The sequence below is a fragment of the Berryella intestinalis genome, from assembly GCF_000814825.1.
Classification (GTDB): Bacteria; Actinomycetota; Coriobacteriia; order Coriobacteriales; family Eggerthellaceae; genus Berryella; species Berryella intestinalis.
Genome location: NZ_CP009302.1, coordinates 1,795,021 through 1,820,021 on the forward strand (window position 1 = coordinate 1,795,021; position 25,001 = coordinate 1,820,021).

At 64.1% G+C, this 25,001-nt stretch carries 13 protein-coding genes and 3 rRNA genes; 3 read left to right on the forward strand and 13 right to left on the reverse strand.

Annotated elements, in window-relative coordinates:
* Window positions 1–24 precede the first annotated feature (24 nt).
* Together JI75_RS07905 and JI75_RS07910 are read left to right on the forward strand one after the other, a co-directional pair.
* Window positions 25–573 (forward strand): Gx transporter family protein, encoded by a 549-nt coding sequence (locus tag JI75_RS07905; protein ID WP_052241704.1) that lies wholly within the window; start codon window positions 25–27, stop codon window positions 571–573.
* Between the two features lie 7 nt (window positions 574–580).
* Window positions 581–1,360 (forward strand): energy-coupling factor transporter transmembrane component T family protein, encoded by a 780-nt coding sequence (locus JI75_RS07910; protein ID WP_039690060.1) that lies wholly within the window; start codon window positions 581–583, stop codon window positions 1,358–1,360.
* Between the two features lie 61 nt (window positions 1,361–1,421).
* Here JI75_RS07910 and acnA read toward each other — a convergent pair whose 3' ends face one another.
* The 8 genes from acnA to JI75_RS07950 all read right to left on the reverse strand — a co-directional run bounded on the left by acnA (window position 1,422) and on the right by JI75_RS07950 (window position 15,818).
* Complete coding sequence (gene acnA, locus JI75_RS07915) at window positions 1,422–4,130, reverse strand: aconitate hydratase AcnA (protein WP_039690062.1); 2,709 nt, start codon at window positions 4,128–4,130, stop codon at window positions 1,422–1,424.
* Between the two features lie 100 nt (window positions 4,131–4,230).
* Complete coding sequence (locus tag JI75_RS07920; RefSeq protein ID WP_039690064.1) at window positions 4,231–5,325, reverse strand: isocitrate/isopropylmalate dehydrogenase family protein; 1,095 nt, start codon at window positions 5,323–5,325, stop codon at window positions 4,231–4,233.
* A gap of 243 nt (window positions 5,326–5,568) precedes the next feature.
* Entirely contained in the window at window positions 5,569–6,180 is a 612-nt protein-coding gene (locus tag JI75_RS07925) for a hypothetical protein (RefSeq protein WP_039690065.1), read from the reverse strand.
* Between the two features lie 224 nt (window positions 6,181–6,404).
* Window positions 6,405–6,519: ribosomal RNA gene (gene rrf, locus JI75_RS07930) — 5S ribosomal RNA — on the reverse strand.
* A gap of 99 nt (window positions 6,520–6,618) precedes the next feature.
* Window positions 6,619–9,600: ribosomal RNA gene (locus JI75_RS07935) — 23S ribosomal RNA — on the reverse strand.
* Window positions 9,601–9,931: 331 nt separating this feature from the next.
* Window positions 9,932–11,444: ribosomal RNA gene (locus tag JI75_RS07940) — 16S ribosomal RNA — on the reverse strand.
* Together the 16S, 23S and 5S rRNA genes form the textbook arrangement of a ribosomal RNA operon.
* 499 nt (window positions 11,445–11,943) lie before the next feature.
* The gene (gene tyrS / locus JI75_RS07945; RefSeq protein ID WP_039690066.1) at window positions 11,944–13,155 is read right to left on the reverse strand and encodes a tyrosine--tRNA ligase; all 1,212 of its coding nucleotides are present in this window, start codon (window positions 13,153–13,155) and stop codon (window positions 11,944–11,946) included.
* Between the two features lie 80 nt (window positions 13,156–13,235).
* Window positions 13,236–15,818 (reverse strand): U32 family peptidase, encoded by a 2,583-nt coding sequence (locus JI75_RS07950; protein ID WP_039690067.1) that lies wholly within the window; start codon window positions 15,816–15,818, stop codon window positions 13,236–13,238.
* 186 nt (window positions 15,819–16,004) lie between these two features.
* Between JI75_RS07950 and JI75_RS07955 the strand changes: the two genes are divergently transcribed.
* Window positions 16,005–18,092 carry a transglycosylase domain-containing protein gene (locus JI75_RS07955; RefSeq protein WP_240993166.1) on the forward strand — a complete coding sequence of 696 codons (2,088 nt, stop codon included), beginning with the start codon at window positions 16,005–16,007 and terminating at the stop codon, window positions 18,090–18,092.
* Between the two features lie 115 nt (window positions 18,093–18,207).
* Here the strand turns inward: JI75_RS07955 and JI75_RS07960 are convergent, their stop codons facing one another.
* From JI75_RS07960 to argC, 5 genes are all read right to left on the reverse strand, one after another.
* Complete coding sequence (locus tag JI75_RS07960) at window positions 18,208–18,717, reverse strand: hypothetical protein (RefSeq protein WP_039690069.1); 510 nt, start codon at window positions 18,715–18,717, stop codon at window positions 18,208–18,210.
* Window positions 18,718–18,809: 92 nt separating this feature from the next.
* A complete protein-coding gene (locus tag JI75_RS07965; RefSeq protein ID WP_052241705.1) occupies window positions 18,810–21,026 on the reverse strand; it encodes a transglycosylase domain-containing protein in 2,217 nt (738 codons plus the stop codon).
* Between the two features lie 217 nt (window positions 21,027–21,243).
* The gene (locus JI75_RS07970; RefSeq protein ID WP_039690070.1) at window positions 21,244–22,473 is read right to left on the reverse strand and encodes an aspartate aminotransferase family protein; all 1,230 of its coding nucleotides are present in this window, start codon (window positions 22,471–22,473) and stop codon (window positions 21,244–21,246) included.
* A gap of 38 nt (window positions 22,474–22,511) precedes the next feature.
* Window positions 22,512–23,825 carry a bifunctional glutamate N-acetyltransferase/amino-acid acetyltransferase ArgJ gene (gene argJ / locus JI75_RS07975; RefSeq protein ID WP_082019831.1) on the reverse strand — a complete coding sequence of 438 codons (1,314 nt, stop codon included), beginning with the start codon at window positions 23,823–23,825 and terminating at the stop codon, window positions 22,512–22,514.
* A gap of 28 nt (window positions 23,826–23,853) precedes the next feature.
* Window positions 23,854–24,912, reverse strand: coding sequence for an N-acetyl-gamma-glutamyl-phosphate reductase (gene argC / locus JI75_RS07980; RefSeq protein WP_039690071.1), 1,059 nt, complete (start codon window positions 24,910–24,912; stop codon window positions 23,854–23,856).
* Between the last annotated feature and the right edge of the window lie 89 nt (window positions 24,913–25,001).

Consider the following 25,001-nt stretch of genomic DNA (forward strand, 5'->3'; position numbering starts at 1 on the left):
CATACCGTCTCGGGAAGGAGCCCCATGAACCCCCAAGAGCGAAAAACCCAATCGATCGCGGAGCTCGCGCTGCTCGTTTCGGCAACGCTGGTCCTCAGCTACCTCGAAGCCAGCATGCCGTTGCCGGTAACCGTGCCCGGAATCAAGTTGGGCCTAGCCAACGTCTGCGTCCTCTGCGCCCTGTATCTCAAAGGGTCGCGCTGGGCGGGGGGCGTGGCCCTTTTCAAGGCCGTGGCCACGTCCGCGATCGTCGGGGTACCGTCGATGATCGCATACAGCCTTGCGGGGAGCTCGCTTGCCCTCGCGGGCATGATCGTCCTTTGGCGAATCGGAACGCTCAACCTGAAAGCCGTAAGCGTGGCGGCCGCCCTGCTCCACAGCGCAGGCCAGCTCGCCGTTGCGGCATTCATGCTGCAAACCCCCATCGTCTTCGTCAACGTGCCGATCATGATCGTGGCATCGGTCGTCACGGGGATCATCACGGGGTCGGTCGCCGAAGGAACTCTCAGAGTCCTTCCCGCATCGCAGAGAAGGACCGCGACCGCACAGCCGCTTCGAGACGCGATCCAGTAGGGACCCCATGCAATCGCGACCAGCCGACATCATCCGATTCGAAGCACCCTCGATCGCCACCGAGGGAAAGCTCGCGCTGTGCCTCTCGTTCTGCGCTTCGCTCCCCTTCTGCCGATCGTGGTACGGGCTGGCTGCACTGACCGTGCTGCTGGCGGCTGCCTGCCAAGCGGCGGGAGAAAGCCCGCGCAGCGTATCGAGGGGGATCCGTCCCCTCGTCCCGATCTTCCTGATCACCATCGTCTGGGGAGCGATCGGAACCTCTCTGGGATCGATGCATGGGCATGCGGGAGCCGTTGCCGTCGATGGGGCGGGGGCGCTCGAGAGTCTGGAGGCCGTCGCCCGCGTCGTCCTTTTCATCGGAGCCACCTCGCTCGCCGCCCGATCCTGTCCGTTCGAAGACGTCAACCGCGCTTTCCTTAGGATCTTGGCCCCGTTCGAGAAAACCGGCATCTCGGCAAGCGATATAGCGCTCGCCCTCGGCCTCGCCCTCCGATTCGTCCCGACGCTCGTCGAAGAGGGGCGATCCATCGGAAGATCGCAGCTATCGCGTGGCGCATGCCTGACGCACGGAGGCCCGGCGGCCAGGATAGCCGCCTGGACGTCGCTCGTCGCCCCCCTCGTCGCAGGATCCCTCAGAAGGTCGCAGCGCGTGGGGACCTCGCTTCGGGCCCGCTGCTACCGATCGCAGGGCAGAAGCGCCCTCGGCGGTTCCCAGAGAAAACCGGGTAACCCCGCTATCGCCGCGCTCGCCTGCCTGGTTCCCCCGCTCATCGCCGTCCTCTCCTAGCATCCCCGGCGCGCCGCAGACCCTCGCGTCTCGGCTTCGGCCCGCGTCTCGGCCTCGGGCGCTATCGCTTCGAGGCGAGTCCGCGCAGCACGTACTGGAGGATGCCCCCATGCTGCATGTAGCGCCCCTCGGTCGGGGTGTCCACGCGCACGGTCGCATCGAACGACACCTCGGTTCCGTCGTCTTGCCGGGCGGTCACGGAGACGACTCCGGGCTCGGGCAGGCCGCCCGAGAAATCGACCGGCGCCACCGTATAGGTCTCCCCGCCCGTCAACCCCAGCGTTTCCGCATTCTGGCCTTCGGCGAACTGGAGCGGCAGCACGCCCATACCGACCAGGTTGGAGCGGTGGATGCGCTCGAAGCTCTCCGCGATCACGGCGCGAACCCCCAAAAGCATGGGGCCTTTCGCCGCCCAGTCGCGTGAAGAGCCGCTGCCGTACATCTTGCCCGCCACGACGATGCTGGGAACGCCGCTTCCCCGATACGACTCGGAAACGTCGAACAAAGGCTTGACCTGACCGTCGGAGAAGTCGAGCGACCAACCTCCCCTGCGACCCTGCGCAAGCTCGTTCATCAGCTTGACGTTGGCGAACGTCCCGCGCATCATCACCTCGTGGTTACCTCGGCGCGACCCCAGCGTATTGAAGTCGGCGCTTTCCACCCCGTGCGATTCGAGGTACAGCGCCGCAGGCGAACCCGCAGCGATCGAACCGGCCGGCGAGATGTGATCGGTCGTGATGAAGTCCCCCAACTTGGCCAGGACGCGCGCGCAGCAAGGCACCTCGACGGGCGCGGGATCGACGGTCATCCCGTCGAAATAAGGGGGGCGGCGCACATACGTGGACGCCTCGTCCCAGGCAAACGCCGAGCTCGGAGACACATCGAGCGCCTTCCAGGCCTCGGTTCCCTCGAACATGCTCGCAGAGCCCTCCCCATAGGCCTGCGCTGTTACGAACCTGCCCGTAAGCTCGTCGAGCTCTTCGGCAGACGGCATGAGGTCGCGGGCGAATACGCTGTTGCCCTTGAGGTCGACCCCCAAAGGTTCGCTGTCGAAGTCGAAGTCGACCGTTCCGGCAATCGCGTACACGATCACCGCAGCGGGCTGCATCAGGTAGTTCTGCGACACATCGGGCGAAATGCGGCCTTCGAAGTTCCTGTTTCCCGACAGGACGCTGGCAAGCTCGATGCGATCGCACACCTCGTGCATTTCAGGCTTGATGGGGCCGGAGTTCCCAATACAGCTCATGCAGCCGTACCCGCAGTTGAAAAACCCGATCGACCGAAGCGAATCCAAAAGCCCGGCTCGCTCGAGTATCTCGGTGCCCGCATGGCTTCCGGGAGCGAACACGCACTTCACCCACGGCTGGGGCTTCAAGCCCGCGCGCTCGGCATTGCGCGCGGCAAGCCCTGCAGCGAGCATCATCCGGGGATCGGCCGCGGTCGTGCAGCTGGTGATGGCGGCGATGGCCACAGCCCCGTGCGCAAGTTCGTGCTGCTTGCCATCGATAGCCACGACCGCGCGCTCGTCGCTGCTCAGCCCGCGCTCCGAGCGCAGCGCCTCGAATCGCTCCCGCGCATCGGAGAGGTCGAAGCGATCGTGCGGACGCGACGGGCCCGCCATCGATGCGGATACCTGGGACAGGTCGAGCTCGATGATCTCGGAGTACACGCGCTCGACCCGATCGTCGTGCCAGAGGCCCTGCGCCTTGGCGTACGCCTCGACCAACGCCACCTGCTGCTCGGAACGGCCCGTCATGCGGAGGAAGTCGAGCGTGCGCCCGTCGACGGGAAACAGCGTGCAGGTGCTGCCGTACTCGGGGGTCATGTTTGAGATGCAGGTCCGCTGGGTGGCGCTCAGGCTGTCGAGGCCCGGGCCGAAGCACTCGACGAAGCACCCGACTACGCCGCGCGACCTCAGCATCTGGGCGAACCGAAGCGCCACATCCATGGCGGACACGCTGCCCGAAAGCCTTCCGACAAGCCTGATGCCCACCACGCGCGGAACAAGCGTGGTGATGGGCTGCCCCAGAGCGGCCGCTTCGGCTTCGATGCCGCCGACGCCCCAGCCGAGCACGCCGATGCCGTTCGCCGTAGGGGTGTGGCTGTCCGTTCCCACCAGCGTGTCGAAATAGGCGAGGGGCCTGCCCTCCGCATCGCGTCCGCACGCGTCGGATGCGTCGCACACGCGCCCCTCTACATCGCGCACCATCGCAACCTGGGCGAACTTCTCGATGTTCAGCTGGTGGCAGATACCCGATCCGGGAGGCACGATCCTCACGTTCTGAAACGAGTCCTGAGCCCACTTCAGGAAGCGGTAGCGCTCGGCATTGCGCGCGAACTCGAGCTCCATGTTCCTATCGAGCGCCGATTCGCTGCCCGCTTCGTCGGCGATAACCGAGTGGTCGATAACCAGATCGCACGGGATCTGGGGGTTGATGCTGGCCGGATCTCCCCCGATTTGAGCGCAAGCCTCCCTCATCACGGCGAAGTCGACGAAGACGGGCACGCCGGTGAAGTCCTGGAACAGCACGCGCGACGGGGAGAACTCTATCTCCTCGCCGGGAGCGCCCGCCAAGCCGGCATCGACGATCCGCTGGGCGCACTCGAGCGCGGCGGACTCGCCCTCGACGCAGCGCAATGCGTTTTCCACTAGGACCGTCAGAGCGTAGGGAAGCTTTTCGGCGCCCGGAACCCGAGAGACCGGATAGTAATCGAACCCGATCCCCTCGACATCGAGCACCTGCTTGAACGATTCGTTGCACCCCGTCATTGCCACCCCTCACTTAAACCTTACGCCATCAAACGGAAAACGCCTCATCGCCAGCGCCCGCTCCCTGTACCAACCGGCTTTCCGATGCAGCGGAACAACTCTACAGCGTCCGCATAACCTCGATCAGGTTATCCGTAAACGCCGTGCAGGAAGCAGCGGGTTCCTTCGATCCGGTCGCCCAGCGAATGTCGCCCGTCAAGCACGAACCGTCGGCGTACACGCGCCGCACCGCTTCCCGGATCCTGGATGCGGCTCCCTGTTCTCCCAGATGGTCGAGCATCATAGCAGCCGACAGGATCTCCGCGGTCGGATTCGCCTTGTCCTGGCCCGCGATATCGGGCGCCGAGCCATGCACGGCCTCGAACACCGCGCAGTCGTCCCCGATGTTGGCTCCCGGAGCGATGCCCAGACCGCCCACCAGCCCTGCCGCCAGATCGCTTGCGATGTCCCCGTACAGGTTCGGAAACACAACCACGTCGAACTGACCGGGCTCGATGACCAGATTCATGCAGAACGCGTCAACGATCCGCTCGTCGAACGCGATGCGTCCCTCGTATTCTGCGGCGACCTCGCGCGCAACCGTCAGGAACAACCCGTCGGAATGCTTCATGATATTGGCCTTGTGAACGGCGGTCACCTTGCGTCGACCCTGGGCAAGCGCGTATTCGAACGCTGCGCGGACGATGCGGCGGGACCCCGCGACCGAAATCGGTTTGATGGATATGCCCGAGTCGCGGCGAATCGAACCGGCTCCGAGCGACTCGCACAGATCGATGATGCTGCCAGCGCCTTCGCTTCCCTGCTCGAACTCGATTCCCGCGTACAGGTCTTCGGAGTTCTCCCGAACGATGACCAGGTCCACATCCTCATAGCGACCTCCCGCACCGGGAAGCGATCTCACCGGGCGAAGGCAGTTGTACAGATCGAGCGCTTTCCTCAAAGCGACGTTGACGCTGCGAAAGCCCCCCGCGACCGGGGTTGCGATCGGACCCTTGATGGCAACGCCGTTTTTGCGTATGGACTCAAGGGTTGATTCGGGCAACGGCGTTCCCTCGGACTCGATGCACTCGGCACCCGCAGGAGCGACCTCCCACTCGATGTCGGCGCCGCTCGCATCCACTACGCGCTGCATAGCCGCAGAGGTTTCGACTCCGATTCCATCCCCGGGAATAAGGGTGACAACATGTCGGGTCATAGCGCTCCTATCTCGAAATCCCTTGGTTCTCACGCAACCAGCGCCCCTTGCAGGCGATCGGATCGTCGGATGCCGACCGAGCTGTCGGGGCGGCCGATCGATCCGCCGGGCGCCGCCGTCTTCCGAAAGCTCGACTCGCATTCGGTGGCGATGGGCGTGCAAGCCGTTCAATCGTAACGGTCTTTCCCCAGTTGCAGGGGCAGAAAAAGGCGAATGCGCAGCATTGCTGCGCATTCGGCAAGGTTATTGTGCGGCTTGCGCGCTTTCGATGATCTGGACGGCCTTCTTCTTCGCAAGTCCTTTGCCGTTCGTCGCATCGAACGACATCCTATCGATTAAAGCCTGACGCACCTCGGCGGATATCGGTCCTACGGCGAACTCGGAAACAGCGCCCAGCATCTCGGAGAATTCCAGGTCGCCGTGATAGCATTGGATGGCCTCGTCTATGAGGGGCCAAACCCGCCCGGACGCATCGGGACCCGTTGCTCCGAATTTGCACAGGAACCGAACGGACGAAAGGCGCACAGGACCATTCGATTCATCGAACAAAGCCGATTCGACATCGTCCAGAGCCGCTGCGCATGCTTCCGAGGCGAAGGGCACCAGCAACGTAAGCGCATCGATGCACTCCCATCGTGTCTGGGCTTCCGGACGGTTCAGGCCGTCCATCAACCCTCCGATGTGGGGGACGAGCAATTCAGGGTTCTCGCGCGCCACTATGGCGAGAGCCGACGCCGAAGCCTGGCGGGATCGCCGGGAAGCACCCTCGAGGCTTTCCACCAACTCGATCAGGGCATCCTCGTTCGACAGGGCTTTGGCTGCGAGTTGATTAGAATCGGAAGAGAATTCGGACACAGGTCACTCCCCTTTACAGGAAAAAGGACGCAAAATGAATATTCCCATTATATAAGCGGAAGAAAAGACCTGCTTCTGAACAGCGTGAATTTACACGCTTATTACCTTATTGAAAGATTCGCCCGGCCTGGGGGCTTCTCAGGACGCCTCGCAAAGCGCCTTTAAAAGAAAAAGGAGGGGCCCTCACGGGCCCCTCCCCGGCGCACCTCCCGGTGCGCCCTGCGCGAGCGCGGCTCCCTATCCTCCCGCAGCCTGGCGCTGCAGTACTTTCGGCGACGGCGGGCTTAACTGCCGAGTTCGGAACGGGATCGGGTGATCCCCGCCTCCATGGCCGCGCTCGCGCAGGGCGCGGGCGGTTCGGTGCCGGAGAGCACCCTGGCGGCTGCACAGCGCCCATCGGGAGCGACCGCGGCGCGGCATGCGCGGCGGGACGTTGGTGAAGCGAAGAGCTCGGCCGATTAGTACCGCTCGCCTGAGCCCGTCGCCGGGCTTGCAGCTGCGGCCTATCAACCTCGTGGTCTACGAGGGGCCTTACCGTAAGAGAGGGCTCATCTTGGAGGCGGCTTCCCGCTTAGATGCCTTCAGCGGTTATCCGCGCCGGACGCGGCTAAGCAGCCGTGCCGTTGGTCGACAACTGCCGCACCGGAGGTCCGTCCGCCCCGGTCCTCTCGTACTAGGGGCGGGTCTCCTCAACCCTCTTGCGCCTGCGGAGGATAGGGACCGAACTGTCTCACGACGTTCTGAACCCAGCTCGCGTACCGCTTTAATGGGCGAACAGCCCAACCCTTGGGACCGACTCCAGCCCCAGGATGCGATGAGCCGACATCGAGGTGCCAAACCTTGCCGTCGATGTGGACTCTTGGGCAAGATCAGCCTGTTATCCCCGGAGTACCTTTTATCCGTTGAGCGACGGCCATTCCACTCTGGGCCGCCGGATCACTAGAACCTGCTTTCGCACCTGCTCGGCTTGTTGGCCTCGCAGTCAAGCCCGCTTGCACTCTTGCGCTCTCGGGACGGTTGCCGACCGTCCTGAGCGGACCTTCGCGCGCCTCCGTTACGCTTTGGGAGGCGACCGCCCCAGTCAAACTGCCCGCCTGGCACGGTCCCCCCGCCGGATCACGGCCGGGGGTTAGGCCGCCGGCGCGAAGAGGGCAGTATTCCAAGGTCGGCTCCGCCGGGGCTGGCGCCCCGGCTTCTCAGCCTCCTGCCTATCCTCTACGCTCCGGGCCAACGGCCAATGCCAAGCTGCAGTGAAGGTTCACGGGGTCTTTCCGTCCTTCCGCAGGTAGCTCGCATCTTCACGAACAATGCAATTTCACCGGGACCGTGGTCGAGACAGCGCCCAAGTCGTTACGCCGTTCGTGCAGGTCGGAACTTACCCGACAAGGAATTTCGCTACCTTAGGACCGTTATAGTTACGGCCGCCGTTTACCGGGGCTTGGCTTCGGCGCTTCGCCTTGCGGCTGACGCGTCCGCGTAACCTTCCGGCACCGGGCAGGCGTCAGACCCTATACGTCGCCTTGCGGCTTGGCAGAGTCCTGTGTTTTTGGTAAACAGTCGCTTGGGCCAATCCGCTGCGGCCGCCAGGGGCTCGGGGAGCTCGTCCCTCCACCCCCGGCGGCACCCCTTCTTCCGAAGTTACGGGGCCATTATGCCGAGTTCCTTGACCACGGTTCCCCCGATCGCCTCGGTATGCTCTACCTGCCCACCTGTGTCGGTTTTGGTACGGGCGCCCGCAGCGCTCGTCCCCGCGGTTTTTCTAGGGAGCATGGAATCCGCGGCTTCGCCCTAGGGGCTTCGTCTCGCGTCTCGGCCTTGGCGGCCGGCGAACTTCGCTGCCGGCCGGCCTACATGCTTTCACGTGGGCGTCCAGAACCACGCCCGCGTATCCTTCTCCGTCGCCGCTGGGACTCGGGCGCGCTGCGGGCGGTACGGGAATGTCCGCCCGTTGCGCATCGGCTACGCCTCGCGGCCTCGCCTTAGCTCCCGACTGACCCTGGGGGGATTAGCCTCGCCCAGGAAACCTTAGGCTTGCGGCGGACGAGTTTCTCGCTCGTCTCTCGCTACTCATGCCAGCATTCTCGCTTCCCGGAAGTCCACGGCGGGTCGCCCCTGCCGCTTCGCCCCTCCGGGAACGCTCCCCTACCGCCGGACGCGATGCGCGTCCGGCCCGCCGCTTCGGCGCCGTGCTTAGCCCCGTGTATTGTCGGCGCGCTCCCACTCGACCAGTGAGCTGTTACGCACTCTTTGAATGCATGGCTGCTTCTAAGCCAACATCCTGGCTGTCTGGGCGAGCGCACATCCTTTGCCACTCGGCACGGACTTGGGGGCCTTGGCGGGCGGTCTGGGCTGTTTCCCTCTCGAGCGCGCAGCTTAGCCCACGCGCTCTGACTCCGGCCCTCTGGAGCCGCGGCATTCGGAGTTTGGTTTCCTTCGGCAGGCGGTGAAGCCCCCTAGGGAATCCAGTGCTCTACCGCCGCGGCTGAACGGGCCGGGCTAGCCCTAAAGCTATTTCGGGGAGAACGAGATATCTCCGGGTTTGATTGGCCTTTCACCCCTATCCTCGGGTCATCCCCTCCGTTTTCAACCGAAGTGGGTTCGGCCCTCCACGGGGTCTTACCCCCGCTTCAGCCTGCCCAAGGATAGCTCACCCGGCTTCGCGTCGGCGGCATGCGACTGCATCGCCCTCTTAAAGGCTCGCTTTCGCTGCGGCTCGCTTCTAAGCTTAACCTCGCCGCATACCGCCACTCGCTGGCTCATTCTACAAAAGGCACGCCGTCACGGCATTTCCAGCCGCTCCGACTGCTTGGGGGCGCACGGTTTCAGGTGCTGTTTCACTCCCCTCTCGGGGTGCTTTTCACCTTTCCCTCACGGTACTGGTTCGCTATCGGTCACAGGAGAGTGTTCAGCCTTGGAGGGTGGTCCCCCCTGCTTCGGACCGGGTTTCACGTGCCCGGGCCTACTCGGGGACGCGCCGGCGGAGGGGAGGGGGTTTCGCGTACGGGGCTCTCACCCGCTACGGCCGGCCTTCCCAGGCCGTTCCGCTACCCGCTCCCTTTGTGACTCCGCGGGGACCCTGGGGGGTCCCCCTCGCGCGCCCCGCAACCCCGAAGCAGCGAACCCCCCAGGGCGTATGCTGTCTTCGGTTTGGGCTGGTGCGCTTTCGCTCGCCGCTACTCGCGCAATCTCGGTTGATTTCTCTTCCTCCGGGTACTTAGATGTTTCAGTTCCCCGGGTTGCCGCTCCCCGCCCTATGGGTTCGGGCGGGGGCGAGCGGGCATGACCCCGCTCGGGTTCCCCCATTCGGAGACCTGCGGATCGAGGGCCGTTTGCGCCTCCCCGCAGCTTATCGCAGCTTACCGCGTCCTTCTTCGGCTTCCTGTGCCAAGGCATCCGCCGTGCGCCCATGACATCTTCGCTTCGTTCCGCTTGTCAGTTCCCCTGACATGAAAAATGTGATGGGTTCGTATCGCATATCGCGCTTGAAATCGCGATCGCAGATGCGGCCGCCGCGCCCCGCGAGGGGGCGGCGGCCTGTATCTTTGGAGAACCATAAATGAATATGGTTACAAGTATCATCTTTCTCTCGATGAAACGCTATGCAGCTGTCAAGGTGCTCTCCGCCGGCGCGTGCGCCGGCCGAGGGCCGGAGCCCTCGGAGCCGGATGCTGGGTACGGGGGCCGGACGGCGGCCCTTGTCTGTCTATCCAGGCGGGGCGCTGCCCCGTCGGACGCTCGCGCGTCTCCCTAGAAAGGAGGTGATCCAGCCGCACCTTCCGGTACGGCTACCTTGTTACGACTTCACCCCCCTTACCCTCCACACCTTCGACGCCTCCGCCCCCTAGGAGGGGTTCGGCCGGCGGCTTCGGGTGCAGACGACTCGGGTGGTGTGACGGGCGGTGTGTACAAGGCCCGGGAACGCATTCACCGCGGCGTGCTGATCCGCGATTACTAGCAACTCCGGCTTCACGGAGGCGGGTTGCAGCCTCCGATCCGAACTGGGGCCGGCTTTACGGGATTCGCTCCCCATCGCTGGGTGGCAGCCCGCTGTGCCGGCCATTGTAGCACGTGTGCGGCCCAGGGCATAAGGGGCATGATGACTTGACGTCGTCCCCGCCTTCCTCCGGTTTGTCACCGGCAGTCCCCCGCGAGTCCCCAACTGAATGCTGGCAACACGGGGCAGGGGTTGCGCTCGTTGCGGGACTTAACCCAACATCTCACGACACGAGCTGACGACAGCCATGCACCACCTGCGCTAGCTCCTTCCGGCCACGGCGTTTCCGCCGCTTCACTAGCATGTCAAGCCCTGGTAAGGTTCTTCGCGTTGCTTCGAATTAAGCCACATGCTCCGCTGCTTGTGCGGGCCCCCGTCAATTCCTTTGAGTTTTAGCCTTGCGGCCGTACTCCCCAGGCGGGGCGCTTAATGCGTTGGCTGCGGCACGGAGGGACGGTTCCCCCCACACCTAGCGCCCATCGTTTACGGCTGGGACTACCAGGGTATCTAATCCTGTTCGCTCCCCCAGCTTTCGCGCCTCAGCGTCAGTGAACGGCCCAGCAGGCTGCCTTCGCCATCGGTGTTCTTCCCGATATCTGCGCATTCCACCGCTACACCGGGAATTCCGCCTGCCTCTACCGCACTCGAGCCCGCCAGTCCGGAACCCGGCCCGAGGTTGAGCCCCGGGGTTAGAGGTTCCGCTTGGCGGGCCGCCTGCGCGCGCTTTACGCCCAATGAATCCGGATAACGCTCGCCCCCTACGTATTACCGCGGCTGCTGGCACGTAGTTAGCCGGGGCTTCTTCTGCAGGTACCGTCACGATCTTCCCTGCTGAAAGCGGTTTACAACCCGAAGGCCGTCGTCCCGCACGCGGCGTTGCTGCGTCAGGGTTGCCCCCATTGCGCAATATTCCCCACTGCTGCCTCCCGTAGGAGTCTGGGCCGTATCTCAGTCCCAATGTGGCCGGTCGGTCTCTCAACCCGGCTACCCATCGTCGGCACGGTGGGCCGTTGCCCCGCCGTCTACCTAATGGGCCGCGACCCCATCCCCCGCCGCCTGGGCTTCGCCCGGGCCCCCATGCGGGGCCCCGGGATCGTCCGGTATTAGCCGGGGTTTCCCCCGGTTGTCCCGGTGCGGAGGGCAGGTTGGTCACGTGTTACTCACCCGTTCGCCACTCTATTCACGGCCGGAGCCGTCTTAACCGTTCGACTTGCATGTGTTAGGCACGCCGCCAGCGTTCATCCTGAGCCAGGATCGAACTCTCCGTTCGAAGTAAGCTCTAAACTAAAGTAACCGCCCCTCCCCCTGCGGGGGACGGGCTGACGTGGTCCGTCTGATCCATCGGAATCTTTCTCGATTCGATCTTTCCGTATCCAGTATCCGGTTCTCAAGGTTCCGGCCGGGGCCTCCCGGCCCTGGCCCGCCTCCCGCTCCCGCGTTCGGCGCGGGGAGTGATTCTAGGGCATCCGGCGCGAGCCGTCAACCCCTCTCTTCCCCCTCGCCGGGGCCCTGCGGGCCCCCTCTCGGGGCGCGCCCTCCCCGAGCGCGGGTTGCTACTATACGCCCCCCGCCGCCCGGGCGCAACGGGGTCCCGGCGTTTGTGGAGGCTTCTCCACAAACGGGGGGAGGGAGGGGCGGGTCGAGGAGGGTTCAAGCCTTGGTCGATAGGAGCCTTCGCAAAAGTCGAGGGGCGGAATTCCTTCCGCCCCTCGTTTTCGCATATATATGTATAGGCAGCATTTGTTCGCTGGGTGGCTCAACCTCGCCCGCTAGACGATCCTCACGAACTTTCGCTTCCCCACCTGTACGACTGCACCGGAAAGCTTGGCCGGGTCGACGTTGTAGCACTTCGCGGGAACTGCCTCCCCGTCGATCTTGACCCCTCCCCCGTCGATAAGGCGGCGCGCTTCCCCAGCGCTGGCCGCAAGCCCCGAGTCGGCGATGATCTTCGCGAGGTACACCGTTCCCTCGTCGTTGGGAGCGAGATCGGCAGCGAAGTCGGCGATGTCGTCGGGAAGCGCGTGGTCTTTGAACAGCAGATCGAACGACGCCTCGGCCTCGTTCGCCTCGGGCTCGCTATAGTAGGCGGCCACGATGTTGCGGGCAAGCGAGCGCTTCACCTTGTTCGGGTGCAGATCGCCGCGGGAAAGCCCCTCGACGATGCGTTCGATCTCGGCTACCTCGACCGTGGACGCGAGCCGGAAGTACTTCTCCATCAGCTCGTCGGGGATGGACATGACCTTGCCGAACATATCGGCGGGCGCATCGGTCAGACCAATGTAGTTGCCGTAGCTCTTCGACATCTTCTGAACGCCGTCGGTTCCCTCGAGCAGCGGAAGGGTCAGGCACACCTGCGGCTCCATGCCCATCTTCTCCATCAGCTCGCGACCCGCCAGCAGGTTGAACAGCTGGTCGGACCCTCCGAGTTCGACATCGGCCTTGATGACGACCGAATCGTACGCCTGCATGATGGGGTAGAGGAACTCGTGGACGCTGATGGGCTGGTTTCCGATATAGCGTTTGTGGAAATCGTCGCGCTCGAGGATGCGGGCCACCGTGAAGAGGCTGGTGAGCTCGAGGATCTTGCGCATATCGATCTCGAAGAGCCACTCGGAGTTGTACACCAGCGTGGTTTTCTCGGGATCGAGGACCTTGAATGCCTGGTCGACGTAGGTCTGGGCGTTTTCCCGAATCTGCTCGAGGGACAGCTGGGGGCGCGTGCTGTTGCGGCCCGAGGGGTCCCCGATCAGCGCGGTGCCGTCGCCGATGATGAGCGTGACCTGATGGCCCAGGTCCTGGAACTGGCGCAGCTTTCGCAGGGGAACCGCATGCCCCAGATGGATATCGGGGGCGGTGGGGTCGACGCCCAGTTTGATGTTCAGGGGCTTCCCTCGCTTGAGCTTCTCGACGAGAGCCTGCTCGGGAACCACCTTGTCGGCACCGGAGGAGATGATGCGGATTTGCTCTTCGACAGACTGCATAGGTTTCCAATCGACGTTGAGATTCGGTACAACAAGAAGCGATTCTAGCACGTTATCAGGCCGCGCATCGTTTCGGCGACCTACGATACCCCGCGGAACAGGTGACCCGTGGTGGTCCCCCGGCGTTTCTCGACCGAACGACCCTCTTCGGAGGCGAGCTTGAGCGCGCGGACAACGCGGGACACCGCAGCATGAGCCTCGTCTTTACCCATAAGGGTGGTGTCCACCATGAACGAGGAAACGCCTATGGCCAGCAGATCGGGCAGGCACGGCACGATATCGAGCTCGACTCCGTTGTAGAGGTGGCTGCGCCCCATGGAGTCGGTGACCACCGGGAAATCGAATCCCTTGCGGTCCTTCAGATGGTGCTCGACGTTGCGGCGGCGGCATGCCGCGCAGTTCTGATCGCAGGGACCCTGGCTCATAAGGAGGCAGTGCTCGGTCACCATCAGCTCTTGGGCGCCCGATACCGTCAACCCGAGGGGGATAGACGTCTTCTCCGCAAGATCGGCGATCTGCCCCAGCGTGAGCTCGGGCGACAGCCACACGCGGGCTACCCCCCACTGCTCCACCAGGCGCAACGCCGCAGCATTCGTCAGGGGAACATGGGGGCCCAGCTCGACGAGGGCTCCGTAGGCCTGGGCTCGCACGCAGGAAGCCATGCTGTCCGCGAACACGCGCCTGCCCTCGCGCACGTACTCCCACACATCGAAGCCGCAGGCATCCTCGCGGGTGCCGACGATGGGGTCGTGATCGACGGTGGGAAGCGCCATCACCTTCTGCTTGGGGTAGCCGGCCTGCTCGTTCTCCTCGCGCCGAACGCCGGCGAGAACCGATTCGCCGCGCTTGTAATTGAGGATGGGGATGTACACCGCGTCGGCTCCGGCGCGCTTCGCGGCGCGCGCGCATGCGGGGTTGGAAGCCCAGGCGACCACCGAGACCTGGTCGGGGCGCTTGCGCGGAACGCCGATGGCCGGCACGGTGGAGATCGCCTCGAAGTCGACGTTTTGCTCGGAGCGGGCGTTCAGGTCCTCGACGAGGGCGCGGCGCTTGGCCGCGTACAGCCCGAGCAGCTGCTCTTGCAGGTGATCGAGCGCATCGGATCTCAGATGATGCAGCTGGGAGAACCCCATGCCCGCGCCTTCGGAAAGCTCGACCTCGAGCGAGGCGAGGACGAAGGGGGTCTGGCCGAGCCGATCGATATGGGACTCCACGTCTTCCCTCGCAAGGGGCCTGGTGCGCGCAGCTTCGACGACCGGACCCTCGGCAACGCCAGCATATCCGCAGACGGACTGCGCTTCGCCGGCGGAAACGACAGCCGAAGGCGAAGCGGCCGCCGCGATGCGCCGAGCGCCCCGCCAGCCTTCCGCAAGCGAGAACTCGACGCGCGCGGGTTCGCCCAGCACAAGCCGAACGCGCCCGTCCACCGGCACGCGCGGCTCGAGGGCATCGTCGGCGAACTCCGCGGCTGCGTTGCGCACGCGAAACACCCTATCGCCCTTCCCCACCTTCTGATCGGGCGCCAAACGCACGCGCCCATCCCGCGTGAAGGACGCGGCGGTGAGCGGGCATGCGAAATGGCCGCGCTTGGTCCAGAATTCGATCACGTCTCCGGGGTTGAGGTCGATCTGGGTCGCAATCTCGACGAAACCGTCCTTGACCTCGGACACACGGCCGGCCAGAACCCCGCGGTTGTTGGGGCGGGCGTAGCTCATGATCTCGTTTCCGCGATCGCCGGTGAGATACGCGGTTGTGAACCCGCGCGAGAACGCCTCGGACAAAACCCCCCGCTGCCGCTCGGTGGGTTGGGCGTCCTGCCCGGCCAGCGCCCGATCCAGGATATCCCGGTACACCGACACGACCGAGAACACGTACGTCGCCGACTTCATGCGGCCCTCGATCTTCAACGACGCCGTCCCCGAGGCCACCATCTGGGGCATCACCTCGGCCGTGCAGAAATCGCGCGGGGAAAGGAGGTGGGCTCCCTCGGCCGGCAGGGGCTTGGAGCGATCGTCGCTTTGCAGCTCGTAGGGAAGGCGGCACGCCTGAGCGCACGTTCCCCGATTCGCCGAACGCCCCCCGATCAGGGAAGACATAAGGCACTGTCCCGAGTAGCATACGCACAGGGCCCCGTGGGCGAACGTCTCGACCGTCATGCCGAAACCTTCCGCCACCTCGGCGAGCGAGGCTATCTCGGCAAACGACAGCTCGCGCGCCAGCGTGACGCGCGAAGCACCCAGCCGGGCCGCAGCTTCGATGCCCGCCGCGCTATGGGTGTTCAGCTGGGTTGATATATGAAGTTCGACCTGGGGGATCTCGCGGCGGATACGCGCGGCGAGGCCGAGATCCTCGACGATCACCGCGTCGGCCCCCGCTTCGACGGCCTGCCTCGCCGTATCGACCGCACGATCGATCTCCGAGGGGAGGATGGCGATGTTCAGGGCCACGTAGATGGCCACGCCGCGCAGATGCGCGTAATCGCAGGCCTCCGCCAGCGATTCCATCGTGAAGTTGTCGGCTCCGCGCCGTGCGTTGAAGTCGCCGAGGCCCAGATACACCGCATCGGCCCCCGCCGCGACGGCGGCGTGAAGGCACTCGACGTTGCCCGCGGGCGCCAGCAGCTCGACGTTTTTCCCCGTCCTTGATAGATCGAATTCAGTCATAATTGTCCTTGGTAGTAACGGCCCCGATGCGCACGATGCGCGCCTCTCGTATATAGTTGTACCCGTATCAGACGAAAAGCCAGCCCAAACACAGTACAGGTGCCCTCTATGAAAGCTCGCCGCAAATTCCGCCACGCGAAAACCCACGCCGTAGGATGGTCCCTCGTCGTTGCGTCCGCAATCGCCGTGACGCTCGCAATAGGAGCCTGCATCGGAGTCTGGAACGCCATCGGCAAATGGACCCAGAACCTGCCCAGCCTGAACAACACGGATACGTTCAATTTCGCACAGCAATCCTATATGTACGCCGCCGACGGTACAACGCTGTTGGCTGAATTCCAATTGGAAAAGCGCGACCCCGTTGAGAAATCGGATATTTCCCGCTACGTGCTGGAGGGCACGGTAGCCACCGAGGACCTGCGCTTCTACGAGCACAACGGCGTCGATCCCTGGGGCATCGCGCGCGCCCTGTACTCCAACCTGGCCGGACGGCAGCTCGAAGGCGCCTCGACCATCACCCAGCAGCTGGTGCGCAACACCGTCTTGTCGGAAGAGGCCAACAACATCACGATCGAGAGGAAGGTCCGGGAAGCCGCCCTCGCCCTGGAGATGGAGAAGAAGTACTCCAAAGACGAGATCCTCAACCTGTACCTGAACGTCATCAACTACGGCGACGGATGCTACGGCATCGAGGCCGCCGCGCAGAACTACTTCCAAACCTCTGCCGCCGACCTGAGCATCACCCAGGCGGCGACGCTGGTGGGCATCCCCCAGTCGCCCAACCAGCTGAACCCCAAAGAGCATCCCGACGAGTGCCTCGCGCGCAGGAACGTCGTGCTCTCGCGCATGCTGAAGGCGGGCGTCATCACCGACGACGAATACAAGAGCGCCCTGAGCGAAGACCTCGGCCTGAATCCGAAGGCCGCGGCGCCCTTCCAGGGGATCTACGCCTACCCCTACTTCACCAGCCACGTGCGCAACCAGCTGCTGGCGGAGGGCAACCAGTACGATTGCTCGTATGCGGACCTGTTCGAAGGCGGCCTGACCATCTACACCACCCTCGACACCACCTTACAGGACAAGGCCGATGAAGCCTGCGCCCAGCAGTACGCCTCCATGAGCAGCGATCTTGACGCCTCGCTTGTGGCGATGGACCCGAAGAACGGACACGTTCTAGCTATGGTGGGCGGGAAGGACTACTACACCGACCAGTGGAACATCGCAACGCAGGGAGGTCGTCCGGCGGGTTCGTCGTTCAAGGTGTTCACCCTGATAGGCGCTTTGCAAGCGGGCATCAGCCCCTCGACCGTCATCGACTGCACCGATCCCTACACCCTGCCGAACGGGGACAAGCTGCACAACTTCGACAGCATCAACTACGGCAAGCGCTCGATATCCAGCGCGACCGCGGTGTCGTCGAACACGGGGTACTACCGCCTCATCGAGAAGGTGGGAACCGACAAAGTGATAGACATCGCGCACTCGATGGGTGTCAATCAGGACCTCCCCTCCTATCCCATCATCACGCTGGGAACCGAGAACGTCACGCCGCTTGAAATGGCCACCGCCTACAACACGCTGGCCGCTCAGGGGGTCAAGCGCGATCCGGTGATCATCACCAAGATCGTGAACAGCGAAGGCAAGGTGATCTACGAGGCGAAGGACAAGGGCGAGCGCGTGCTGAGCGAGGAGATCGCCGGCGCGACCACCAAGGTGCTGCGCGGCGTGTTCGAGACCCGGGAGGGAACCGCGTACGGCTACTCCCCCGCCAACGGGCAGAAGGTCGCCGGGAAAACCGGTACCGGCACCGAGTTCAGAGATCACTGGCTGGTGGGGTACTGCCCCACGCTGACCTGCTCGGTATGGATCGGCAACCGCGATTACTCGACCACCAGCCCGTCGCTGACCGCGTCGCCTTTGTGGAAGAACTTCATGTCGAAGGCCCTGGAAGGACAGCCCGTCGTCCCCTTCCCCACCGTCGCCGATCCCCCGTACGCGAACACGCCCAAGCCGACCGACCAGAAGTCCTCTGAATCGAAGACGGATTCCGAAAAGGAAAGCGAAGACAACAAGGACATCGACGAGTCCATCCAGGGAGCCGATCCCGCAACCGCACCCAGCGTGGTGGGCATGAACCTCTCGGACGCCCTGTCGTCGCTGAGCAGCTACTGGATCGTGTATACCCAGGTTAAGTCGAGCGAACCGGCTGGAAAGGTGATATCGCAGTCGATCGACGGGAAGGCGGTGTCGCTGGTGGTTTCGGCGGGATCGTAGCGCCGAGCACCGCATGGGCAGCCGAGCCGCCCCTGAAAAACGAAAGCCGGCCGAGGTCCCGTTACGGTTCCTCGGCCGGCTTTTTCGTCTGCGAACCCGCGCCGCGGGCGGATCGCTACTGCAGGGCAGCGGCCGCTTCGTCGGCCTTCTTCAGGGCCGCCACTCCCTCGTCGTATTTCTGCTGGACACCGGCAACGCGCGTGCCGAACGTCGAGAAATCGAACGAACCGGTGCTTTGCGCCGCCTGCATCTCGGTGTAGAGGGCTATGTAGTCGTTCAGCGCCTCTTGGAGCTTCGTGGCCCCCTCCACGTAATCGTTCTTGATGTCGGCGAGCGCCTCGGGGGCGTCGGTCTCCTTGAGCTTGTCTATCGCCTTGTATGCCCGCTCGGCCTGCGTCTGCATGGTAACGACATCGTTGCGCGACACGGCGGTCACGAACTCCTCGAGCCCCTTGTCAAGATCGGACATGGTCTCGTTTACCGACGACATGTATGCGCGGTTCGCCGCCTGGGCCTCGTCCTGCGCCTTCGCGGCCGGAGATGCGGGAACGCACCCCGCGATCAGGGACAGGGCGAGCGCCCCCGAACAGGCGAGGGCCAAAAAGCTTCGTTTGCTGAGATTCATAGGTCAACTCCTTGGGCGAGCAGGAAAAGCGTTTTCTGGGCGAACTGTACCATCAAAGGCGAGCCGTCAGCTCAACTGTTTAAAAGAAAGGATCACGGCGTGGCGGCGGTTCCCCCCGACGACCCCGATCCTCCCGAGGTGCCGCCCGAGGAAGTCCCTGAGCCCGTCGAGGTTCCCGTCTGGCCGCCCGTTGCGGCGCCGCCGTTTCCGGATCCACTCTCCGACGTGCCCGTTCCCGTAGATCCCGAGCCGGTGGTGCCGCCGGTGCCGTTCCCGCTCGATCCGGACTGATTCGCATCCTCAGCAGTGGTTCCGCTCTGGTTTTGGGAGGAGGAATCCGACGAGGTGCCCGCAGATTCCGATCCGCTGCCAGAACCGCTCGAGGTCGAGTAGCCGCCCACTCCGTAGATGTGGTACTTCTCGTCGGAATACGGCTTGTACGTCGGCTCCTTCTGCTTCTTGAACGTCTCGGTGGGCTGGCCCTTCAGCGCGATGTTCATGAACGACGCGAACACGTCGGTCACCACCGTTCCGGGGGTAAGCGAGGTCCTGTTCGACGGATCGCCGCACCAGATACCCACTGCGTACTGGGGGGTTATCCCGTAGAACGACACGTCTTTGTAGTTCTCGGTGGTTCCCGTCTTGCCTGCCACCGTTTGGCCGTTGCTCAGGCGCGCTGCTGTTCCCGTACCCTCGTACGAGTTCACCACGCCCTCCATGGCCTGCTCGGCGGCATAGGCGACCTCTTCGGATATCACGCGCTTGCTGCGTTTGGCGATATCGGTGTTGTCGACGACGATGCGCCCGTCGGAATCGGATATGGTCATGATGGCCGTGGGATCCCGATGCATGCCGCCTGCGGCGATGGTGGCGTACGCCTCGGTCATCTCGAGGGGCGTGACGTTTTCGACGCCCAGCGTGATGGTCTCGCCCGTGGTTTTCACGTCAAGCGTGGAATCGATTCCCATCTTCGTGGCCGTGTCGGCAACGACCTGCGGGCCCATCGACGCGGCAAGCCTCACGAAACCCGTGTTCGCCGAAACGGCCAGCGCACGGGAGATCGAGCGCGTTCCGTAGTTGATGTTGTCGTAGTTCTGCAGCGTGTAGCCGTCGATGGTGGCCGGAGAGGTGCAATCGACCAGCGTCTGGGGGCTGATACCCTGTTCAAGGGCCGCGACGAGCGTGAACACCTTGAATGCCGACCCGCAGGGACGGCCCGAGGTTCCCTGGCCGGTCGCGATGTTCACCTGGCTGGTGTAGTAATCGGCGCCGCCGACGATGGCCTTGATGTAGCCCGTATCGGGATCGATCACCGTCATGGCGACGTCGAAGTCGCCTCCCACCTTCTGGCGCTTCTGCTGGGCGGCGTATTCCGCAGCATCCTGCAGTTTCGGATCGAGCGTGGTGACGACCGTCAGCCCGCCTTCCATGATGTCGGACTCCGAAATACCGTACTGGCTGGTGATGAGGCTGCGCACGTAGGTGGTGAAGAACGGATAGGCTTGGATGTCGTCTGCCGGTTCGCTGGGGTTCAAAGCGAGGGGCTCGGAAGTCGCCTGGTCGTATTCTTCCTGAGTGATGTCGCCGGCCTTCAGCATGCGCGAAAGCACGAGGTTGCGCCGGGCGACCGCGTTGTCGGGATACTGAAGGGGGTTGTTGTAGGTAGGCGACTGCGGGACCCCCACCAACAACGCCGCCTCCGCAAGCGTGAGGTCGTTCGCCGATTTGGAGAAGTAGCGCTGCGACGCCGCCTCGATGCCGTAAGCGCCCGACCCGTAGTTGATGGTGTTCAGGTACATGACGAGGATCTGGCCTTTGGTGTAGAGCCGCTCCATCTGCAGGGACAGGGCCGCTTCGCGCACCTTTCGCTTGATGGAGATATCGTTCATCTCGTCGGCGATGACGGTGTTGCGCACCAGCTGCTGGGTGATGGTGGACGCACCCTCGAGCTCGCCGCCGGTAAGGTTGTTCACCATGGCGCGGGCGATGCCGGCCATATCGATGCCGTTGTGCTGGTAGAAGCGCTCGTCCTCGGTGTCGACCGTCCCGTTCAGCACGTACTTGCTGATCCGCGCGGCATCGACGGGCGTGCGGTTCTCAAGCTGGAAACGAGCGAGCTGGGTAGTGCCGTCGCTCGCATAGACCACGGTGGGCTTGGATGCCTGGATATCCTCCAAACCGGAACAATCCGGCAAGTCGGACGTCCACGTGGATATGAGGGCGAACCCCGCCAGGGCGCCCGCGACCAGCAGTGCGAACAAGATGCCGAAAACGTAGAGGAACCCGACGAACGGGCGCCGTTTCTTCACTGCCGGCCTATTCTTAATGGAACGAGAGCCCACGTTCACCTCCAGCGATATAAAGGAAGGCCCCGAAATGGAGAAACGGGGCCTTCAGATTTTACCATCGGGAACCGGCGACCAGGCATATTACACAGCCTGCGCGTGAGCCGAACACATTATGCACCGCGCCCCCTTGGGCGAAGGACCCTCGAAGCCCCTCATGCGGCTCCGAAGACACCCGATGCTATCGATTCGCCAACAGGACGGACAGCTTCTCGATAAGCGCGTCGACGTCGGAGACGGAACATGTCAGCGGCGGAAGGAAGCGAAGCGTGGAAGGGCCGGTGTAGTTCAAGACCAGTCCCGCGCCCAGCCCGTCGAGAACCACGCCCGGCGCGTCGATTCCTTCAGCAAGCTCGGCGGCAAGCATGAGACCCCGGCCACGGACCTCGACGACCTGCGGAAGAGCTTCGAGACGGGACCTTAGGTAAGCCCCGACGACCTGGACGTTTCGAGCAAGATCCTCGTCTTCGATGATCGAAAGGGTCTCGTACGCCGAAACGATAGCCAGGTTGCTTCCGCCGAAGGTGGTGCCGTGGTCGCCCGGCTGGAAAGAATCGGCAACCGATGCGCGTGCCGCGCAGGCGCCCATGGGGAAACCGCCCGCTATTCCCTTGGCCATGCTGACGACATCGGGCTGCACGCCGAGATGCTGGAAACCGAAGGGGTGCTCGCCGCAACGGAATATGCCGCACTGGACCTCGTCGCACATAAGCAGGGCACCGCGCTCGCTGGTAAGGCGCCGCGCGGCAGCCATGAACTCGGCAGTGCAGGGGTGCACACCGCTTTCCCCCTGGATAGGTTCGAGCAGGATGGCGCAGATCTCGTCGCCCCGCTTCGCGAACAGGTCCTCGAGCGCCGCGACGTCGTTGAGGGGCGTCGCGACGAACCCGTCGGGCAGCGGCTGGAACAATTCCTGCTTGGCTGGCTGGGCGGTCGCCGCCAAAGACGCGAGCGTCCTTCCGTGGAAACTGCGCTCGAGCGTCACGATGACGCGGGGAGCCGGCTTCCCCTCGGCTTCGGCCCGACGCTTCGCGTGAACGCGTGCGAGCTTGATGGCGCACTCGTTCGATTCCGCACCGGAATTCGAGAAGAACACCTTCCAGCCCTCGTCTTCGGGGCAGGTCGCCCTCAGCATGCGGGACAGCTTCCGGGCGACTTCCCCCCGCTTCTCTATGTAGTAGTAGTTGCTGACGTGCATGAGGGTTTCGGCTTGCTTTTGCAGGGCGGCCGTCAGACGCGGATGGCAATGGCCCACGCTGATGACGCCGATGCCCGCTACGAAGTCGAGGTACTCGTTGCCCTCGTCGTCGAACAGCCGGACGCCTTCCCCGCGCACGAATTGAACCGGCTTCCGGGCAAACGTGCCCATCACGTATTCCCGCTCGAGCCCTTCTTGGGTGGATAGCGACATAACAACCTCCTTGAAATCGACGCGCCGCAAAGGCGGCGCTACGACCGATAGCTTCCGTTGATGGTCACGTAGTCGTGAGAAAAGTCGCACGACCACATCATGGCGCAGTCCGAGCCGGATCCCAGATCGATGTCGATGGCGATTTCGGGACTCTCGAACCTGCGAAGCGCCTCGTCCTCGTCGAAGGCCACGGTGAGCCCCTTGCGGCAGACGGGAATGCCCATGATGTCTATATCCACCGCCCCCTGATCGAACCGGGCGCCCGAGCGCCCGAGCGCGGCGGCGATGCGACCCCAGTTCGCGTCGTTGCCGTACACGGCCGTCTTCACCAAAGGGGAGTTTGCGACCGTGCGCGCCGCCCGATCGGCGTCGGAGGCGCTGGCCGCTCCGACCACCTGGACGGTGACAAGGCGCGTAGCCCCCTCCCCGTCCGCGGCCATCGCGCGCGCGTTCGTCCGGCACACGAATGCAAGCGCGCGCTCGAACAGGTCGAAGGCGGGGGTGCCGGGAACGAACGGCCCGCCCTCCGAAACGGCCCTGCCGTTTGCGAAAGCGAAGCACGAATCGTTGGTGGACGTGTCCGAATCGACGGTGACGCGGTTGAAGCTCTGCTCGACCGCATCGGCCAAAGCGCTTCTGAGATCATGCGGCAAAACGGGGGCGTCGGTAGTGATGACCGAGATCATCGTGGCCATATTGGGCATGATCATGCCCGCGCCCTTCGCCATGCCGCCCACGGTGAAAACGGTCCCCGGATACCCTATGGCATCGCCCGAAAACGAAACGGCGCATTCCTTCGGGCGCGTATCGGTGGTCATGATGGCCCGGGCGGCCACGCTGCCGCCCTCGGCGCTTGCCGCCTCCAAAGCCGCAGGGATCCCGGTTCTGAACGGATCGAGCGGCAGATGGGCGCCGATCACGCCGGTCGAGGCGAGGACCACTTCGGACGGCTCGCACCCTAGAAAACCTGCGGCTATTTCGGCCGACTCGCGCGCAGTGAGCATCCCCCGGTCGCCCGTCGCGGCGTTTGCGATGCCGGAGTTGATCACAGCGGCCTTGGCGGTGCCGTAAGAGACGCCCCCCAGATGATCGCGCGACACCTGAACGGGCGCCGCACAGAAGACGTTCTGGGTGAACGTAGCGGCGCACGCACAGGGCTCATCGGCGATAACCAGGGCGAGATCGAGGCTGTCCGCGGCCTTCTTGAACCCCGCATGCACGCCGGACGCCCGAAAGCCCTTGGCGCTCGAGACCCCGCCCCCGTCGATCGCCCAAAGATCGGTTCCGTCGATACGAGCCAGGTCAAGCCCTAAAGGCTCGATGCTTTCCGCTGTCGAAGAGCTGTCGAACATAGTCTGCCTTTCTGCACGGGAACGGACACTACACGGGAGTGGACACAAGCTCGAGCCCCGCCGCCTCGGGAAGCCCGCACACGATGTTCGCGCATTGAACGGCCTGGCCAGCAGCGCCTTTGCCGATGTTATCTATCGCGCAGGTGGCGATGATCGTATTCGTCCTCGGGTCGTACACGGCGCTTACCTGCGCGGCGTTGGTCCCCGTCACAGACGCCGTCGACGGCTGGACCGACCCACCCAAGAAGCGCACGAACCGGCTGCCTTCGTAGAAATCGGAATAGATGGCTTCGAGGGATTCCTGATCGACGTCCCGAGGCCCCGCCTCGAACGTCACCGTGGAAAGAAGGCCCCTGCTGTACGGCGCAAGGTGGGGCGTGAACACAAGGCGTCCTTCTATCCCCAGTATCTGCTCGATCTCGGGAATGTGCCGGTGGTTTCCCACCCCGTACGCCGACGCCCCCTCGTGCGCGAAGCAGAAGTGCGTTTTGTCGGTTGCCTTGCGCCCCGCGCCGCTCACTCCCGAGATGGCATCCACCACCACGATTCCGCCCGCGCCCAGACCGGCGCGCAGGGCCGGGGCGGCGGCGAGCGACGTTGCCGTCGGATAGCATCCCGCGCAGCCCACCAGCACGCCCGCGCCCGTCGCCCGAACGCCGGCCAGCGCCTCGAGGTCGGCCCTGAACAGCTCGGGTAGGCCGAATGCGCGCTTTTCGAGCAGATCAGGCCGGGTGTGGGGAACTTTGTACCACGCCTCGTACACCTGCGGATCGTTCAAGCGGAAGTCGGCCGAAAGGTCGATGACGGCGCATCCCCTTTCCACCAAAGACGGCGCGCTGGCAAGCGCCGCCGTGTGCGGAACCGCCAGAAACACCACGTCGCATTCGTCGATCGACTCGTCATCATGGGGGACGAACGCCAGATCGGTCCAGCCGTCGAGCGCCGGGTAAGCCGAAGAAAGCGACCGACCGGACAGCTCTGACGACGTAGCTGCGACAAGTTCGAATCGGGGATGGCGCAACACCAGGCGAACGATCTCGATCCCGGCAAAGCCCGACGCCCCGACAACGCCAACCTTGACAGACATGACGCTCCTCCAAACCCGCGAACCCCGCAGGGTTCCTCGATCCAAGAAACCGTTACCCGCAAAGGCGGCGGCACGCGCCGCCAGCATCC

Excerpts from the sequence above, each read along its gene's own strand:
- tyrS (WP_039690066.1), bottom strand. The coding sequence starts at position 13,155 with ATGCAGTCTGTCGAAGAGCAAATCCGCATCATCTCCTCCGGTGCCGAC.
- argJ (WP_082019831.1), bottom strand. The coding sequence starts at position 23,825 with ATGTTCGACAGCTCTTCGACAGCGGAAAGCATCGAGCCTTTAGGGCTT.
- JI75_RS07905 (WP_052241704.1), top strand. The coding sequence starts at position 25 with ATGAACCCCCAAGAGCGAAAAACCCAATCGATCGCGGAGCTCGCGCTG.
- JI75_RS07970 (WP_039690070.1), bottom strand. The coding sequence starts at position 22,473 with ATGTCGCTATCCACCCAAGAAGGGCTCGAGCGGGAATACGTGATGGGC.
- JI75_RS07950 (WP_039690067.1), bottom strand. The coding sequence starts at position 15,818 with ATGACTGAATTCGATCTATCAAGGACGGGGAAAAACGTCGAGCTGCTG.
- JI75_RS07920 (WP_039690064.1), bottom strand. The coding sequence starts at position 5,325 with ATGACCCGACATGTTGTCACCCTTATTCCCGGGGATGGAATCGGAGTC.
- JI75_RS07910 (WP_039690060.1), top strand. The coding sequence starts at position 581 with ATGCAATCGCGACCAGCCGACATCATCCGATTCGAAGCACCCTCGATC.
- JI75_RS07960 (WP_039690069.1), bottom strand. The coding sequence starts at position 18,717 with ATGAATCTCAGCAAACGAAGCTTTTTGGCCCTCGCCTGTTCGGGGGCG.
- acnA (WP_039690062.1), bottom strand. The coding sequence starts at position 4,130 with ATGACGGGGTGCAACGAATCGTTCAAGCAGGTGCTCGATGTCGAGGGG.
- argC (WP_039690071.1), bottom strand. The coding sequence starts at position 24,912 with ATGTCTGTCAAGGTTGGCGTTGTCGGGGCGTCGGGCTTTGCCGGGATC.